At 73.6% G+C, this 13,902-nt stretch carries 16 protein-coding genes; 6 read left to right on the forward strand and 10 right to left on the reverse strand.

Annotation, left to right across the window (positions count from 1 at the left end; all coding sequences use genetic code 11):
* Positions 1-92 precede the first annotated feature (92 nt).
* From ACCP09_RS18610 to ACCP09_RS18620, 3 genes are all read right to left on the reverse strand, one after another.
* Entirely contained in the window at positions 93-668 is a 576-nt protein-coding gene (locus tag ACCP09_RS18610) for a dihydrofolate reductase family protein (protein ID WP_027931119.1), read from the reverse strand.
* 426 nt (positions 669-1,094) lie between these two features.
* Positions 1,095-1,955: an NAD(P)-dependent oxidoreductase gene (locus tag ACCP09_RS18615; RefSeq protein ID WP_378363639.1), complete on the reverse strand. Its 861-nt coding sequence runs from the start codon at positions 1,953-1,955 to the stop codon at positions 1,095-1,097.
* Positions 1,952-2,827, reverse strand: coding sequence for an NAD(P)-dependent oxidoreductase (locus ACCP09_RS18620; RefSeq protein ID WP_433748282.1), 876 nt, complete (start codon positions 2,825-2,827; stop codon positions 1,952-1,954). Before ACCP09_RS18620 ends, ACCP09_RS18615 begins: the two co-directional genes overlap by 4 nt.
* A 74-nt stretch (positions 2,828-2,901) precedes the next feature.
* Between ACCP09_RS18620 and ACCP09_RS18625 the strand changes: the two genes are divergently transcribed.
* On the forward strand, positions 2,902-6,090 hold the full coding sequence (locus tag ACCP09_RS18625; protein WP_433748285.1) for a BTAD domain-containing putative transcriptional regulator: 3,189 nt from the start codon (positions 2,902-2,904) through the stop codon (positions 6,088-6,090).
* A 110-nt stretch (positions 6,091-6,200) separates the two neighbouring features.
* Here the strand turns inward: ACCP09_RS18625 and ACCP09_RS18630 are convergent, their stop codons facing one another.
* The 3 genes from ACCP09_RS18630 to ACCP09_RS18640 are packed head-to-tail and all read right to left on the reverse strand — an operon-like array spanning position 6,201 to position 7,777.
* Positions 6,201-6,734 (reverse strand): class IV adenylate cyclase, encoded by a 534-nt coding sequence (locus ACCP09_RS18630; protein ID WP_433748288.1) that lies wholly within the window; start codon positions 6,732-6,734, stop codon positions 6,201-6,203.
* A gap of 42 nt (positions 6,735-6,776) precedes the next feature.
* On the reverse strand, positions 6,777-7,160 hold the full coding sequence (locus ACCP09_RS18635; RefSeq protein WP_027931124.1) for a PPOX class F420-dependent oxidoreductase: 384 nt from the start codon (positions 7,158-7,160) through the stop codon (positions 6,777-6,779).
* Positions 7,161-7,189: 29 nt separating this feature from the next.
* Positions 7,190-7,777 carry a TetR/AcrR family transcriptional regulator gene (locus ACCP09_RS18640; RefSeq protein ID WP_228684792.1) on the reverse strand — a complete coding sequence of 196 codons (588 nt, stop codon included), beginning with the start codon at positions 7,775-7,777 and terminating at the stop codon, positions 7,190-7,192.
* Positions 7,778-7,861: 84 nt separating this feature from the next.
* Here ACCP09_RS18640 and ACCP09_RS18645 point away from each other — a divergent pair, with 84 nt between their 5' ends.
* From ACCP09_RS18645 to ACCP09_RS18665, 5 genes are all read left to right on the forward strand, one after another.
* Entirely contained in the window at positions 7,862-9,247 is a 1,386-nt protein-coding gene (locus ACCP09_RS18645; protein WP_433748293.1) for an MFS transporter, read from the forward strand.
* Between the two features lie 45 nt (positions 9,248-9,292).
* Positions 9,293-10,060 carry a hypothetical protein gene (locus tag ACCP09_RS18650; protein ID WP_433748296.1) on the forward strand — a complete coding sequence of 256 codons (768 nt, stop codon included), beginning with the start codon at positions 9,293-9,295 and terminating at the stop codon, positions 10,058-10,060.
* Between the two features lie 148 nt (positions 10,061-10,208).
* Positions 10,209-10,472, forward strand: a complete 264-nt coding sequence (locus tag ACCP09_RS18655; RefSeq protein ID WP_433748299.1) for a hypothetical protein — start codon at positions 10,209-10,211, stop codon at positions 10,470-10,472.
* Between the two features lie 60 nt (positions 10,473-10,532).
* The gene (locus ACCP09_RS18660; RefSeq protein ID WP_027931129.1) at positions 10,533-10,967 is read left to right on the forward strand and encodes an OsmC family peroxiredoxin; all 435 of its coding nucleotides are present in this window, start codon (positions 10,533-10,535) and stop codon (positions 10,965-10,967) included.
* A 96-nt stretch (positions 10,968-11,063) separates the two neighbouring features.
* Positions 11,064-12,065 carry a zinc-binding dehydrogenase gene (locus ACCP09_RS18665; RefSeq protein WP_433748488.1) on the forward strand — a complete coding sequence of 334 codons (1,002 nt, stop codon included), beginning with the start codon at positions 11,064-11,066 and terminating at the stop codon, positions 12,063-12,065.
* Here ACCP09_RS18665 and ACCP09_RS18670 read toward each other — a convergent pair.
* The 4 genes from ACCP09_RS18670 to ACCP09_RS18685 form a co-directional block, all read right to left on the reverse strand.
* The gene (locus tag ACCP09_RS18670) at positions 12,046-12,390 is read right to left on the reverse strand and encodes a cupin domain-containing protein (RefSeq protein ID WP_051362693.1); all 345 of its coding nucleotides are present in this window, start codon (positions 12,388-12,390) and stop codon (positions 12,046-12,048) included. The genes ACCP09_RS18665 and ACCP09_RS18670 overlap by 20 nt on opposite strands.
* Before the next feature lie 56 nt (positions 12,391-12,446).
* Complete coding sequence (locus ACCP09_RS18675) at positions 12,447-12,836, reverse strand: DoxX family protein (protein WP_433748304.1); 390 nt, start codon at positions 12,834-12,836, stop codon at positions 12,447-12,449.
* A gap of 77 nt (positions 12,837-12,913) precedes the next feature.
* Positions 12,914-13,519: a hypothetical protein gene (locus tag ACCP09_RS18680; RefSeq protein ID WP_433748307.1), complete on the reverse strand. Its 606-nt coding sequence runs from the start codon at positions 13,517-13,519 to the stop codon at positions 12,914-12,916.
* A complete protein-coding gene (locus ACCP09_RS18685) occupies positions 13,507-13,902 on the reverse strand; it encodes a hypothetical protein (RefSeq protein WP_433748310.1) in 396 nt (131 codons plus the stop codon). The genes ACCP09_RS18680 and ACCP09_RS18685 overlap by 13 nt, the downstream gene beginning before the upstream one ends.

The raw sequence follows: 13,902 nt of genomic DNA on the forward strand, positions 1-13,902 counted from the left end.
GGTGCGGGCGGGCTCGGGGTGGCCGGCTCCTCGGCGAAACCGCCTTCGCCGAGGAGCCGGCCACCGGCAGGTGCTTCCCGCCCGCGGGTGGATCAGCGGACCACGTCGTAGACCAGCTTCTGGATGCCGTTCGAGTAGGACTCGCTCTCCAGCAGCTTCAGGCCCTGCTTGTCCTTGTCGGTGTCGCTGAACAGGCGCTTGCCCGCGCCGAGCAGGACCGGGAACACCAGCAGGTGGTAGCGGTCGATCAGGCCCGCGTCGGACAGGTTGCGGTTCAGTGTCGCGCTGCCGTGCACGATGATCGGCCCGCCCTCGGTCTCCTTCAGCGCCGCCACGTCGTCCAGCGACCGCAGGATGGTGATCTCGCCCCAGTTGGTGACGAGCTCCTCGTCCTTCAGCGTGGTCGACACGACGTACTTCGGCATCGCGTTGTAACCGGGGAACTGCTCGGTCATGCCCGGCCACACCGGGGCGAAAACCTGGTAGCTGACGCGGCCCAGCAGCATCGCCGTGGCCTCGCCCTGCTCGCGGGCCTTGATCTCGTAGGCCGCCTCGTCGAACTCGATGCCCTGGAAGGTCCAGCCGGCGTTGCGGTAGCCCGGCTCGCCGCCGGGGGCTTCGACGACGCCGTCGAGCGAGACGAACGCGGTGGTGATCAGGGTGCGCATGGAGGACTCCTTCGGTTCATCCGACGGTGCTTTCGTCAATGCATCGATCGAGCATCGCCGGATTCGACACCTCCCGCGAAGTTTTTTCAGACGGCCGGCGCGGCCCGGCCCGCCGCGAGCACCAGGGCCTGCTCCGCCACCCGACGCCCGAGGTGCTCGGCCGACGCTCGGCTGGATGTCGGTCGTTCCCGGGCCATCCGCGGGAGACGGTGCCGTCGTCCCGTGCGACGATCAGCGGATCGGCCCCGCACCCCGGGGAAGGTCAGCGAGACCGGCTCGGTCAGGTAGGTCCAGCCGGAGAAGTAGGCCAGCTGCAGCCGCGTCCACGGCGTGGCCGGCTCATGCCCGGCGAACGACGCTCGTCTTGGCGATCAAGGTGACGCCGGTCTCGCGGTGCTCGTGCCGGGCACGAGCACCGCGCCGCGCTCACCGCTTCGCGACGACCTCCCACAGGCTGGTCCAGTTGTCGCCCCCGTGGCCGGCGGCGATCGCGCGGTCGTACTGCGACTTGACCGCCTCGGGCAGGGCGAGATCCACGCCCGCGTCCCGGCACGCCTGCAGGATGTGCTCCGCGGTCGCGCCCATCATCGTGGCCGTGCTCAGGTCCCCGGGGTAGGCGCGCGCCCGGGTCTGGCTCACCGTCTCGTCCAGATACGACGCCGCCAGGCCCGAGACCTCCCTGGCGAAGGGCACCAGCCGCGCCGGGTCGGCGCCTTCGGCCGCCAGCAGCGCGAAGGCCTGCAGGTACGCCGACAGCGAGGTGAGGAAGACCGTCAGCTCCGCCTGGTAGAAGAGCTGCGCCAGGCCGTGGTCCTCCCCCAGGTACTCCGGCCTGCCGATGTGCCGCAGGACCGGCTCGTGCTCGGCGAAGACGTCGCGCGGGCCGCTGTAGAAGACGTACGAGGCCTCGGCTCCGACGAGCGGCGCGGGCACCATGATCCCGCCGGCCACCAGCGTCGCGCCCCGCTTCGCGAGCCAGGCCGCGGCTTCCCGGGTGCGCTGCGGGGTGTCCGAGCTGAGGTTGACCACGACGCGTCCGGCCAGCGCCTCGCCGGCGTCGCCGAGCACGTCGTACATCGCCTGGTAGTCGGTGAGGCTGAGGATCACCAGCTCGGCGGCCTTCAGCGCCTCCGCTGGCGTGCCGGCGAGGACGGCGCCGCGGGCGACGACGTCGTCGGCGCGGCTCTTCGTGCGGTTCCAGACGGTGACTGCGGTGCCGTGCTCGAGCAGCACCCGCACCATGGCCTGTCCCATCGGGCCGAGGCCGATCACTGTCGCGCTGGTCATGCGTTGTCCTTCCGGAGGTGGTGGATGATTCCTGCGACGTCCTCGTGGGCGTGCCCGTCGGCGGCCCGCTGCCGCATCAGCCTGCCGAGCGGGGCGAGCAGTTCGCCGCTGACGCCCTGTTCGTCGGCGGTGCGGAGGAGGTTGTCGAAACCGGCGGCCTGCATGCCGAGGTTGGAGACGACGCCGGTGGCGTAGTCGCCGCTGTCGATCTGCTTGGCGGCGGTGTCCACCAAGCCGCTCATGGCCTGCAGCCAGCGGGTGAGCATCGGCGCGAAGCCGGTGGCGGGCGCGCCGTCCGACGTGGCGAGCGCGAGGGACTGCAGGATGCCGCCGAACATGCCGTACATGCCGGTGAGCAGTGCGATGTCGGTCAGCGCGGCACGGCCGACGTCCTCGCCGAGGTAGACGCTTTCACCGAAGACGTCCAGTGCGGGGCGGGCGCGGTCGAACGCCGTGCGGGATCCGCTGTAGAGCACGAACGCGGCCGGGCCGCCGATCATCGGCGGCACCGCCATGATGCCGCCGTCGAGGTAGTCGGCGCCCTGGCAGGCGGCCCATTCGGCGAACTCGCGAGCCTGGCCGGGGGTGCCGTTGGTGAGGTTGACGATCGTGCGGCCCTGCAGGTTCCCGGTGCCGAGCACCTCGCGGACGGAGTCGTAGTCGAGCAGGCAGGCGACGACGACCGGGCTCGCGGCGACGGCCTCGGCGGGGCTGGCGGCGCGCGCGGCGCCGCGGGCCACCAGGGCGTCGGCCTTGGCGGCGGTCCGGTTCCACACGGTCACCGGGTGGCCCGCCGACAGCAGCGCTCCGGCGAGCGCGGTGCCCATGGCGCCGAGGCCCAGCACCGTGGTGGATGGCGTGTCAGTGGTCATGTCGTGAAGGTGCCGGAGCATTCGCACGGTTCGCGCACGATTTTCTGTCGGTGCCCGTCGTTACTGTCTGTCGCGTGAGGTTTTCAGTGCTGGGTCCGCTCGCCGTGCAGGCGGCCGACGGCGCCGCGGTCGCGGTGCCGGAGGCGAAGGTGCGCGCGCTGCTGGCCGACCTGCTGGTGCACGAGAGCAGGCCGGTCCCGGTGTCGCGCCTGGCCGACGACCTGTGGGGCGAGCGGTTGCCGGGCAACCCGGCCAACACGTTGCAGACGAAGATCTCGCAGCTGCGCCGCACGCTCGAGGCGGCCGAGCCGGGCGCCCGCGCGCTCGTGGTACGGCAGCCGCCGGGTTACGCGTTGCGGGCGCCGGAGGACGCAGTAGACGCCCGCCGGTTCCGTGCGCTGGTGGGGCGGGCGAAGGCCGGGCGGGATCCGGCTCGGACGGCCGCGCTGCTGCGGGATGCGCTGGCGCTGTGGCGGGGGCCGGCGCTGGCGGATTTCGCGGAGGAGCCGTTCGCCGCCGGGTACGCGCAGCGGCTGGAGGAGGAGCGGCTGGCGGCGGTCGAGGAGCTGGCGCAGGCCCGGCTGGCGCTCGGCGAGCACGTGGAGCTGGCGGGCGAGCTGGGCGATCTGGTGGCTGAGCACCCGTTGCGGGAACGGTTGCGCGCGTTGCACATGCGGGCGCTGTACCGGTCGGGGCGGCAGAGCGAGGCGCTCGCCTCCTACACGGCGTTGCGGGAGCGGCTGGCCGGCGAGCTGGGTCTGGAGCCGGGGCCGGAGCTGGTGCGGTTGCAGCAGGCGATCCTGCGCCAGGACCCGGCCCTGGATCCGGCGCCGGATCCGCCGGGTCCGCGGTCGAACCTGCCGGTGCCCTTGACCGATCTGGTCGGGCGTGAGGCGGCGGTGCGCGAGGTCCGGCAGGCCCTGGAGCACGCGCGGCTGGTCACGTTGACCGGGCCTGGCGGGGTCGGCAAGACGCGGCTCGCGCTGGAGGCCGCCGGTGGGCTCGCGGTGCCGGACGGGGTGTGGCTGGTGGAGCTCGCCGGGCTCGGCGAGCGCGGTCCGGCGCGCCCGGCCGAGGCCGTCGCGGCGGTGCTCGGGGTGCGGGACGACGCGGGCGATCTGACGGCGCGGCTGGCGGACGCGGTGCGGGACCGGCGGTTGCTGCTGGTGCTGGACAACTGCGAGCATCTCGTCGAGCCGGTCGCCGCGCTGGCGGCCCGGCTCCTCGCCGCGGCGCCGGGCCTGCGGATCCTCGCCACGAGCCGGGAACCGCTCGGGCTCACCGGCGAGACATTGTGGACGGTGCCGCCGCTGGGCATCCCCGCCGAGGGCCACGCCGACCGGGAACGGCCGGCTGCGGAAGTGCTGCCGTCGGTGCGGGAGTTCAGCGCGGTGCGGCTGTTCGTCGCGCGAGCCGCGGCCGCGGCGCCGGGGTTCGCGCTCACGGAAGGGAACGTGCACGCGGTCGCCGCGATCTGCCGCACGCTCGACGGGTTGCCGCTGGCGCTGGAACTCGCCGCCACGCGGGTGCGGGCGCTCGGCGTGCACGAGCTGCTGGCGCGCCTGGGTGACCGGTTCCGCCTGCTCGCCACCGGCGCCCGGGACGCGCCGGCGCGCCAGCGGACGTTGCGCGCGATGATCGACTGGAGCTGGGAGCTGCTGTCCACATCGGAGCGTGAGGTGCTGCGGCGGCTCGCGGTGCACGCCGAGGGGTGCGGGCTGGAGGCGGCCGAGGAGGTGTGCGGGGGCGAGCCGGGCACGGTGGTCGACGTGCTGGGGCGGCTGGTCGACCGGTCGCTGGTGGTGTGCGAGCACGTGGAGCTGGGCCCGCGGTACCGGCTGCTGGAGTCGGTGCGCGCGTACAGCCTGGAGCGGCTGGCCGAGGCAGGCGAGACCGAGCCGGTCCGGTCCCGGCACGCGCGGCACTACACGGCGCTCGCGGAGCGCGCGGACCCGTTGCTGCGCCGCACCGGTCAGTGCCACTGGCTGGAGACGCTGGACGCGGAGTCGGCGAACCTGCGGGCGGCGCTCGACACGCTGGTCCGCCAGGGCGCGGCGGACGAGGCGCTGCGGTTGGTGACGAGCCTGTCGTGGTACTGGTTCCTGCGCGGGCGGCTGGGCGAGGCGCTGCGTTCGTTACGGGCGGCGCTGGCGGTACCGGGCGAGGTGGCGCCCGGCCGCCGGGCCGCGGCGCGGGCCTGGCTGGCGGGGCTCGGCGTGCTGGCCGGCGGGCGCGTCGACCCGGCGGTGGCCGAGGAGGCCGCGACGATCCCCGACGTGGCGGTGCGGTCGCGGGCCCTGTGGTTCCTGGGGTACGTGCTGGGCACGGTCGCGGATCTGACCGGGGCGTCGAGGCTGACCTGCGCGGCGCTGGACGGGTTCGCGTCGCTGGGTGACAGGTGGGGCACGGCGGCGGGGCTCGCCGATTCGGCCAGTCAGCTGATCGCACGCGGTGAGCTGGCGAAGGCCCACGCGGCCGCGGAGGAGAGCGCCGCGATCTTCGCGGAGGTCGGTGACCGGTGGGGCCAGGTGCAGGCGTCGTTCGCGCTGGGCACACTGGCCGAGTTCGAGGGCCGCTATGCCGACGCCGAGCGGTTGCACACCGAGAGCCTGCGGCGGGCCGAGCAGCTGGGGTTGTGGCCGGAGGTGTCCTACCAGCTGTCGTGGCTGGGCCGCACCGCGCTGCTCGCGGGGGATTTCGCCGAGGCGCGGCGCCTGCACGAGCGGGCGGAGCGGGTGGCGGTGGAAAGCGGTTTCACGCCGGGCGAGATGTACGCGCGGACGGGCCTCGCGCTGGGCGCGCGCCGGGAGGGCGCGCTGGACGAGGCGGAGCGGCAGTTGCGGGTGCTGCTGGACTGGCACGGGCTGGTGGAGCACGAGCCAGGCAACACCCTGGTGTGCGCCGAGCTGGGTTTCGTGGCCGAACTCCGCGGCGACGCCGACGGGGCGTTCACCTGGCACCGGCGAGCACTGGACATCGCCCGGCGGGCCACGGACCCGCGGGCAGTCGCGCTGGCGCTCGAAGGCCTCGCCGGCGCCCACGCCCTGACCGGAGCCCCCACGCTGGCGGCCCGGCTGCTGGGGGCCGCGGACCACGCCCGCCGCTCCGTCGGAACCCCACTCCCCCCAGCCGAACGCGGCGACGTCGACCGCATCGAGGCCAAGGCGCGCGCAGCCCTCGGCGAAGAGGCCTACGCCGCCGAACACACCCGCGGCGCGCGCCTGGCGCTGGACGACCTGATCGCGGAAGGCCAGCCCGTGTGAGCATCCGCCACCGCCCCGCGACGGCCGCGGAAGGCCGGTCGCGTGACCGGCTTGTGACGGGCGGGTGGTGTGCCGGACGGGAGTGGCGAGCCGCCCACGCCAACTCCTCTTCAGAAGCGGAGCCGCGGGATCGATGCCAGGTCGATCCCGTAGCGCGCGTACACCTTGATCGTGTTCTCGCCCGTCAACCGGTCCTCGGTGAAGCCGAGCAACCCGGCGACCCGCACGACGTCGGCCACCGTGGCGGCTTCGATCTCGAGGTAGGGCGGGATGAGCGGCCACTCGTCGATCTCCAGCCGCGCCCCGTCCAGGGTGAAACTCGTGCGGCGGTTCTCCTGGTAGGACTTGGGCGTGAATCCGAGCAGGCCGAGCAACTCACGAGCGCCGGCGAAGTCGCCGACCGTCACCTCGGCCTCGTGCGTGCCGTCGATGGCGTCGCTGCGGATTTCCTTGACGCACAACGTCGTCTCGGTGCCGGTGTCGCGCAACCGGACCCACTTCGACCGGTCCCCCGGCGTGACGTCGTAGACGTAGCGCCGCATCAGCCGGGGTTCGCCGGCCCGCTCCCCGCCCGCACGCAGGATTTGCGCCGCGACGCTTCCGGGGTCGATGTCGAGGACCTTGGCTTCGTGCTCGATCGGCACTGGACTCCCTTCGCCGGTGGCGGTCGAGCCTAGCGGCCGTGATCACCCCACCGACCGGCTCGCCCGGGGACCGTCCAGTCCCCACGCGATGATCCGCGCCGGGGTGATCCGGATGATCTCCCGCGAGAAGTACGGCACCGGCGGCTCCTGGTCGGTCAGCGCCACCGCGCTGCCACGGATCTCCACCCCGCGCGGCGCCCAGGGATCCACCGTCGCCAGGTCGTCCACCACCAACGACACCGTGCTGCCCCGCTGGACGTTGCGGAACTTCTTCGACGCCCCCAGCGCGTGCCCGCCGATGACGATCGCGCCGTCGGCGACGAAGAAGTTGACCGGGTTGTTCTGCACCTGCCCGCCCGGCGACACCGTGGCGAGCCGGCCGAGCGGCTGGGACTTCAGGTAATCCAGTTCTGCTTCCGTGAACACGGGCGCGATTCTGCGGGTTGACGCGAACGTCAACGCAAATCCGGCGGCGCCAGCAACGACCGGACCGTCGCGCTCACCACGGCGGGCGCCTCCGTCGCGCTCAGCCGTCCGGCGCGGTTCTCCTCGGCGGCCCCGTTGAGGACGTAGTGCACTACGTTGACCAGCCACGTGACCGGCAGATCCGTCCGGAACACGCCCTGCCGCCGGCCCCGCCGGATGAGGTCCTCGACCCGGTTCGCGGCATCGCCGTGCAGTTCGCGGATGCGCGCCGCGGGCAGGAGACCTTCGGCGGCCTGCAGCAGCTTCGTCGACTCGGCCACGAGCGACCAGCTGGGCCCGATCAGCCGGGCCAGTGCGTCCCGCGCGTCGCCGTCGAGGTCGACCTCCGACAGGACCTCCTCGCCTGCCCGGATGGCGTCGGCGAGCGCGGCCTCGACCAGCGCCGCGCGATTGGGGAAGTGCCCGTACAACGTCATCCGGCCCACTCCGGCGGCCTTCACGATGTCGTCGATGCTCGCGTCCGGATCCCGGCTGAGCACCTCCCTGGCGGCGGTGACGATGCGGGCGATGCTGCGCTCGGCGTCGGCGCGCCGGCGCGGTCGTGCGGAAGTGCTCACCACCGAAGTCTAGCTCGTACGGGAATGTACGAGTTAGCATGACGGTTGTAAGTCGTACTTCGTCGTACGAGTTAACCGGAGAAGATGATGTCGGATTCGTTCGCAAGACCCGGTGCGCACCCGCTGCGGTGGCGCATCCTCGGCTTCCTCGGGGTCGCCCAGCTGATGCTGATCCTCGACGTCACGGTGGTGGCGATCGCGCTGCCGCACATCGAGACCGACCTCGGCATGAGCCGCGAAGCGATGACCTGGGTGGTCAGCGCGTACACGCTCACCTTCGGCGGGCTGCTGCTGCTCGGCGGCAGGCTCGCCGACCTCGCCGGCGCCAAGCGGATCGCGCTCGCCGGGCTGGTGGTCTTCACGGTCGCTTCGCTGGTGACCGGGCTGGCCGGGTCGTCCGCCGTGCTGCTGGGCGGCCGGATCGCGCAGGGCGTCGGCGCGGCGCTGTTGTCGCCGTCGGCGTTGTCGCTGGTCGTGGGGCTCTTCGACGGCGACGAGCGGAACAAGGCGCTGGGCGTGTGGTCGGCGCTGGGCGGCGGCGGCGCGGCTCTCGGCGTGCTGCTGGGCGGGCTGCTCACCGCGGGCCCGGGCTGGCCGTGGGTGTTCTGGATCAACGTGCCGATCGGGCTCTTCATCGTCGTCGCACTGGCGCGGATGCTGCCCGGCTCGGCGCCGGTGGTCCCAGGCGCGCGGCTGGACGTGCTGGGCGCGCTGCTCGTCACCGCCTCGTCCGGGGCGCTGGTGTATGCCCTGATCAACGCCGGGGACCAGGGCTGGCTGACCGCGACGACCGGGTGGCTGGTGCTGGCGGCCGCGGTCGGGTACGTGGCGTTCGTGGCGTGGCAGCGGCGGACGAAGGCGCCGCTGATGGACGTGCGGCTGCTGGTCCGCCGCCCGGTGGCGACGGGCACGTTCCTCATCCTGATGGCGACGGCGCTGACGGTCGCGGTGTTCTTCCTCGGGACGTTCTACTTCCAGCAGGAGCGCGGGTTCAACGCGCTGGTGACCGGGTTGCTGTTCCTGCCGGTGGCGTTGCTGACGATGGCCGCGGCGAACCTCACCGGGCGGGTCATCGGGCGGTTCGGCGCGCGCACGCTCGCGGTGGCCGGGCTGCTGGTCGCCGCGATCGGCCTGACGGTGCCCGCGCTGGTCATGAACGCCGCGGTGGTCGCGATCAGCATCGCGGTCGCGGGCGCCGGCACCGGGGTGCTGTTCGTGGTGGCGTCGGCGACGGCACTGGGGCAGGTCGCGCCACACGAGGCCGGGATCGCGTCGGGCATCGTGAGCACGTTCCACGAGTTCGGGGCTTCGCTGGGGGCCGCGGTGGTGTCGAGCGTCGCGGCGGCGAGCCTGGTCGCGGAGACGCTCGCCGGCTTCCGCGGCGGGTTCCTGGTGTTCGCCGTGACGGCCGCGGTGGCCGCCATCGCCGCGGGCGCGCTGTCCCCGGGGCGCCCGTCGGTCAAGGTCTGACGACCCGGCCGGTTACGCCGGGCTGTGGCGTGGCGACTACCGCACGTGGACGAAGATCTCGCGCGTGACGCGCTGCGGAGCCGGGAGCGCGACCTCCGGACCCGGCGCCGGGCCCGCCGCACGGCGCCGGCTCTGGTCGTGCTGGCGGTCGCCGCCCTCGGCTGGCAGCTGACTCCGGCGGCGACGTCGTGGTGGCCGTTCCTCACCGAGTGGTGGCCGCTGGTGGCGGCCGTCGTGGCGCTGGTGGCCGCCGGGGTGCTGTGGTCGCGGAGCCTGCCACGCCCCGCGGCCGCCGGCTCCCGCGCGGCGGACCGCTGGTCCCGCATCGGCGGGATGGTCACCACGGTGACCGCGGTCGGCGCGCTCGTGTTCACCGCGATCTCGTTGCAGGCCACCCGGGAGCAGATCGAGGTGGCCCGGCAGGGACAGATCACCGACCGCTACACCCGCGCCGTCGACCAGCTGGGCGCCGAGGGCGTCGCGAACCTGCACCGGCGGCTCGGGGGGATCTACGCGCTGGAGCGGATCGCGGTCGACTCGCCGCGGGACCAGGCGACCATCGTCGAGGTCCTGTCCGCGTTCCTGCGCTCCACCAGCCCGCGCGCCCAGGGTGAGCCGTGCCCGCCGACGCCGGCGGACGTGGCGGCCGCCTTCGCGGTGCTGACCCGCCGCGACGTCACCCGGGATCCCGGTCCGATGGTGATCGACCTGCGCGAGCTGTGCCTGCGGGAGGTGCGGGCGGTGGACGGCGACCTGAGCGGGATGTCGCTGATCGGCTCCGATCCGGCCGGCCGCCGTCCGGGTAGCCGGTGAACGGGTTCCCTCGACCGTGAGGAGCGGCAACGACGAGCGACGTTCTGCTGACCGGGTTGGCGTCCGCCCTGATCAGGGCGACGAACCCGGGCGCTTGTCCCGCGCCTGGGTGGAAATCCGTGCCTCAACGAGATCGTCGTCACCGGCCGTGTGGACGCCGGGCTGGACCGAGCGGGGACCGGCCTGCCTGCGGGTCACCGAGGGCGGCGCGGTGCTCGCCACCGTCCCACTGGACCGGGCCGGGTTCGCGTGCGCCCTGGGCGGCGCGGACGGCCGGACGTTGTTCACGCTCGCGGCGGACTGGCGCATGGCGGACGGGTTCGAGGACAATCTGGAGCGTCTGCTGACCGGGCCGGAGACAGGTCAGGTGTGCACGGCGCGCGCTCCAGCCGCCCACGCCGGCCACCCGTGACCGCCCTGGCCGCGCCGCGGCCTCGCCCGTGTGCAGCGCACGAACCGGAGGAGGTCCGCCATGACCGACCGTCAAGCCACCACGACCTGGACCGGCGACTTGCCGAGCGGGTCCGGGGAGACCAGCCTCGACACGTCGGAGCTGACCACGTTCGCGGTCTCGTGGCCCGCCCGTGCCGAGGAAGCCGGCGGCAAGACCAGCCCCGAGGAGCTGATCGCCGCCGCGCACTCCTCGTGCTACTGCATGCAGCTGTCCGGCCTGCTCGGACGCGCGGGCACCCCGCCGGAGCGGATCCGGGCCACGGCGACGGTGTCGTTCGGCCCGAAGTCCGGTGGCGGGTACGAGATCAAGGGCATCGCGCTCGCGGTACGCGCGACGGTGCCGGGCGCGAGCCCGGACGACTTCCGGAAGATCGCCGAGGACGCCAAGGAGACGTGCCCGGTCTCCGCCGCATTGGCGGGCACCACCATCACCCTCGACGCCGAGCTCGAGTGACGGCGGTTCACGATCTGAAAAACCCGTGCTGTGACACGGTTCGCGATCATTGGAGGCGCGCGACGGGCCGCTGCTAGCTTCGCGGACGTGACAACGATGACGGCGGTGGTGCACGGGAACGCGACGGGACTCACGGGTGTGCGGGTGGCCGAGGTGCCCGCGCCGCGGCCTGGACCGGGCGAGGTCGTGGTCGCTCTCCGCGCGGCCGGTCTCAACCACCGCGACCTGTTCCTCGTCGACGCGCGCGGTGCCGGCGACGCGCCGGTCGTGCTGGGTTCCGACGGCGCCGGCGTGGTCGCCACGGCTGGTCCCGGCGTGGATGTGGCTCCCGGGACCGAGGTCGTCGTCAACCCTTCGCTGGACTGGGACGAGCCCGGCGACGTGCCGGAGGTCCCCGCCATCCTGGGCGTGCCAACCGACGGCACGTTCGCCGAGTTCGTCGTGGTGCCTGCGAAGAACGTGGCGCCCAAACCGGCGCACCTCGGCTGGGACGAAGCGGCGGCCCTCCCGCTGGCCGCGCTGACGGCGTACCGCGCGCTGTTCACGCGCGGCGGGCTGCGCGCGGGCGAGCACGTGCTGCTGCCCGGGATCGGCAGCGGGGTGGCCACCTTCGCACTGGCGATGGCCAAGGCGGCCGGCGCCACCGTCAGCGTGACCTCGCGCAGTCCCGAGAAGTGCCGCCGGGCGCTCGAACTGGGGGCGGACCGGGCGATCGGCAGCGCCGAGGACTGGCGCGAGGCGTTGGGAAAGCCGGTGGATCTCGTCATCGACAGCGTCGGTTCGGCCACGTTCGGCCGGTGCCTGTCGGTGCTGCGCCCGGGCGGGCGGCTGGTGTCGCTCGGCGCGACGACGGGCGCGGACGTCACCCTGTCGCTGCGCGAGATGTTCTTCCGGCAGATCAGCCTGCTGGGCACGTCGATGGGCAGCGCGCGCGAGTTCGGGCAGATGCTCGCCCTGGTGGCCGAGCACCGGATCCGGCCGGTGGTCCACCGCACCTTCCCGCTGGACCAGGGCCCGCGCGCACTGGCCGAACTGGAGGCGGGCGACCAGTTCGGCAAGCTGGTGCTGACCGTGCCCCCTACTCCAGCCACTCGGTGACGAAGCGCGGGCCGGCGTGGATGTGCACAGCTTCGTAGCCGTCGGGGCCGGTGGTGAACTTGTGCGGCGTCCCGGCCGGGACGACGAGCACCTGACCGGCCCTGGCGGCGACCTCGTCGGCTCCGATGGTGAACACCGCGCTGCCGCGGCGGATCACGAACGTCTCCGCGTACGGGTGCCGGTGCAGGCGCGGGCCCGCACCGGCTTCCGACGTCGATTCCAGGATGATGGAGATCCCCGCGCCGCCGGGGAGTTCTTCGAAGTTCTCGGTCCAGTTCTCGCCGTCCGGTCGGCCGTCACGGCGGTCGATGACGCTCGCTGGCATCCCATCCTCCTGTCCTCGACAACCCCGGTCCGCACGGTACGCGGAAATCGGCCCGCTCACCCCGCGAACGGCGCGATCCCGAAGCGGCCCCACGCGACGAACACCGCGATCACGAGGTAGATCAGGTTCAGGCCGGCGAACCGGGCGCCGCCCGCGTAGCGGAGGTGCGTGATCATCGCGCCGATCATCAGCCCGACCCAGCACACCGCGGTCACCGGCACCAGCACCGGCGCGACCCCGGTCAGCGCGGGCAGCACCAGCCCGATCGCGGCCAGGATTTCCAGCACGCCGAGCGTCCGCACGAACGCGGGCGCGGCGTCCCCGGTCCACTCCCCGCCGTGCGTCGCCGCGCCCAGCTTTTCCACCGGCAGGAACGACTTGGTGAAGCCCCCGGCGAGGGCGACCGCGGCGAGCATCCCGGCGGCGATCCACAGGGCGATGTTCATGGGTTTTCCCTTCCGTCCACAGCAACTCGCCCTGAAGACACCGCTCGACCGAAAGCCGTGACACCCGGTGACCCGGATCACGCGCGGCGGGGCCAGCGGCGCCACACCGCGACGTGCAGGATGACGGCCAGGCTCAGCGCGTTCAGCAACGCGTGCGTGACCCAACCGTCCACTTCGGACTCCGGGACACCGGCCACGCGGGCGAGCAGCGGGAGCAGCCACGACAGCGACACCGCCAGCACGGCCACGATCACCAGCGCCACGCTCCGCCCGGGCAGTGGACCGAGCCGCACCGCGGGCCACGCCTCGAACTGCATCGAAACGAGCAGGACCGACGCGACCACCGCCGCGGCGATCGCCGTGACGCGGCCCGGTTCCGCGATCAGGCAGCTCACCGAACCGCACGCCACCACGGCCACGTTCGCGGTCACCAACCGGACGGCACGCCGCCGGATGCGGGCGAACGGCCACCCCCGCAGGGCGACGTAACAGACCATCTGCCACGCGCCGAGCGCCGTGAACCACGCCCCGTAGGCCTCCCCCGGCACGGCGCCGGACCGGACGAGCAGCAGGTACGCCACCGCGCCTGCCGCCCAGCACCCGGCCAGTGCGGCGAGGCCGGAGCGGATCCGCCCGGAACCGGCGAGCGGCCACCGTTCACACACCAGCGTCAGCTGCAGCATGACCGTGAAGATCCGCCGGCCAGCGGCAACGGGTTCGCCGCGCCCGCGACGGCCCGCCCGAGCAGGCTCAGCACCAGCCCGCCGGCCGCGACGAGCAGGGTGTCGTAGAGCCCGGACCACCCCGGACGCGCGAGGCTGCCGGGCCAGTCGTCCCACCAGAAGGCGATCATCGCCACCAGCGGCAGCGCGAAGGCCACGACGGGGCCGAGCAGCGCGGCCGACTGCGCGGGGCCGCCCGCGCCGGCCGCCAGGAACCCGGCGACCGGCAGCACGAACACCAGCCCGGCCAGCCCGCGCCGAGGCTGGGATCGGCGAGCGTCGGCGAGCGCGGCCGGGCTCAGCGCGTCCGGCGCGCTCACCGCCGGCCGGGACACCACGGCCAC

The organism is Amycolatopsis sp. 3B14, from assembly GCF_050958625.1.
GTDB classification, from domain to species: Bacteria; Actinomycetota; Actinomycetes; order Mycobacteriales; family Pseudonocardiaceae; genus Amycolatopsis_E; species Amycolatopsis_E thermoflava.

What these genes read in the sequence shown, in the direction of transcription:
- ACCP09_RS18610 (WP_027931119.1), bottom strand. Translation starts at nt 668, where the DNA reads ATGCGCACCCTGATCACCACCGCGTTCGTCTCGCTCGACGGCGTCGTC.
- ACCP09_RS18615 (WP_378363639.1), bottom strand. Translation starts at nt 1,955, where the DNA reads ATGACCAGCGCGACAGTGATCGGCCTCGGCCCGATGGGACAGGCCATG.
- ACCP09_RS18620 (WP_433748282.1), bottom strand. Translation starts at nt 2,827, where the DNA reads ATGACCACTGACACGCCATCCACCACGGTGCTGGGCCTCGGCGCCATG.
- ACCP09_RS18645 (WP_433748293.1), top strand. Translation starts at nt 7,862, where the DNA reads ATGATGTCGGATTCGTTCGCAAGACCCGGTGCGCACCCGCTGCGGTGG.
- ACCP09_RS18660 (WP_027931129.1), top strand. Translation starts at nt 10,533, where the DNA reads ATGACCGACCGTCAAGCCACCACGACCTGGACCGGCGACTTGCCGAGC.
- ACCP09_RS18665 (WP_433748488.1), top strand. Translation starts at nt 11,064, where the DNA reads ATGACGGCGGTGGTGCACGGGAACGCGACGGGACTCACGGGTGTGCGG.
- ACCP09_RS18670 (WP_051362693.1), bottom strand. Translation starts at nt 12,390, where the DNA reads ATGCCAGCGAGCGTCATCGACCGCCGTGACGGCCGACCGGACGGCGAG.
- ACCP09_RS18675 (WP_433748304.1), bottom strand. Translation starts at nt 12,836, where the DNA reads ATGAACATCGCCCTGTGGATCGCCGCCGGGATGCTCGCCGCGGTCGCC.
- ACCP09_RS18680 (WP_433748307.1), bottom strand. Translation starts at nt 13,519, where the DNA reads ATGCTGCAGCTGACGCTGGTGTGTGAACGGTGGCCGCTCGCCGGTTCC.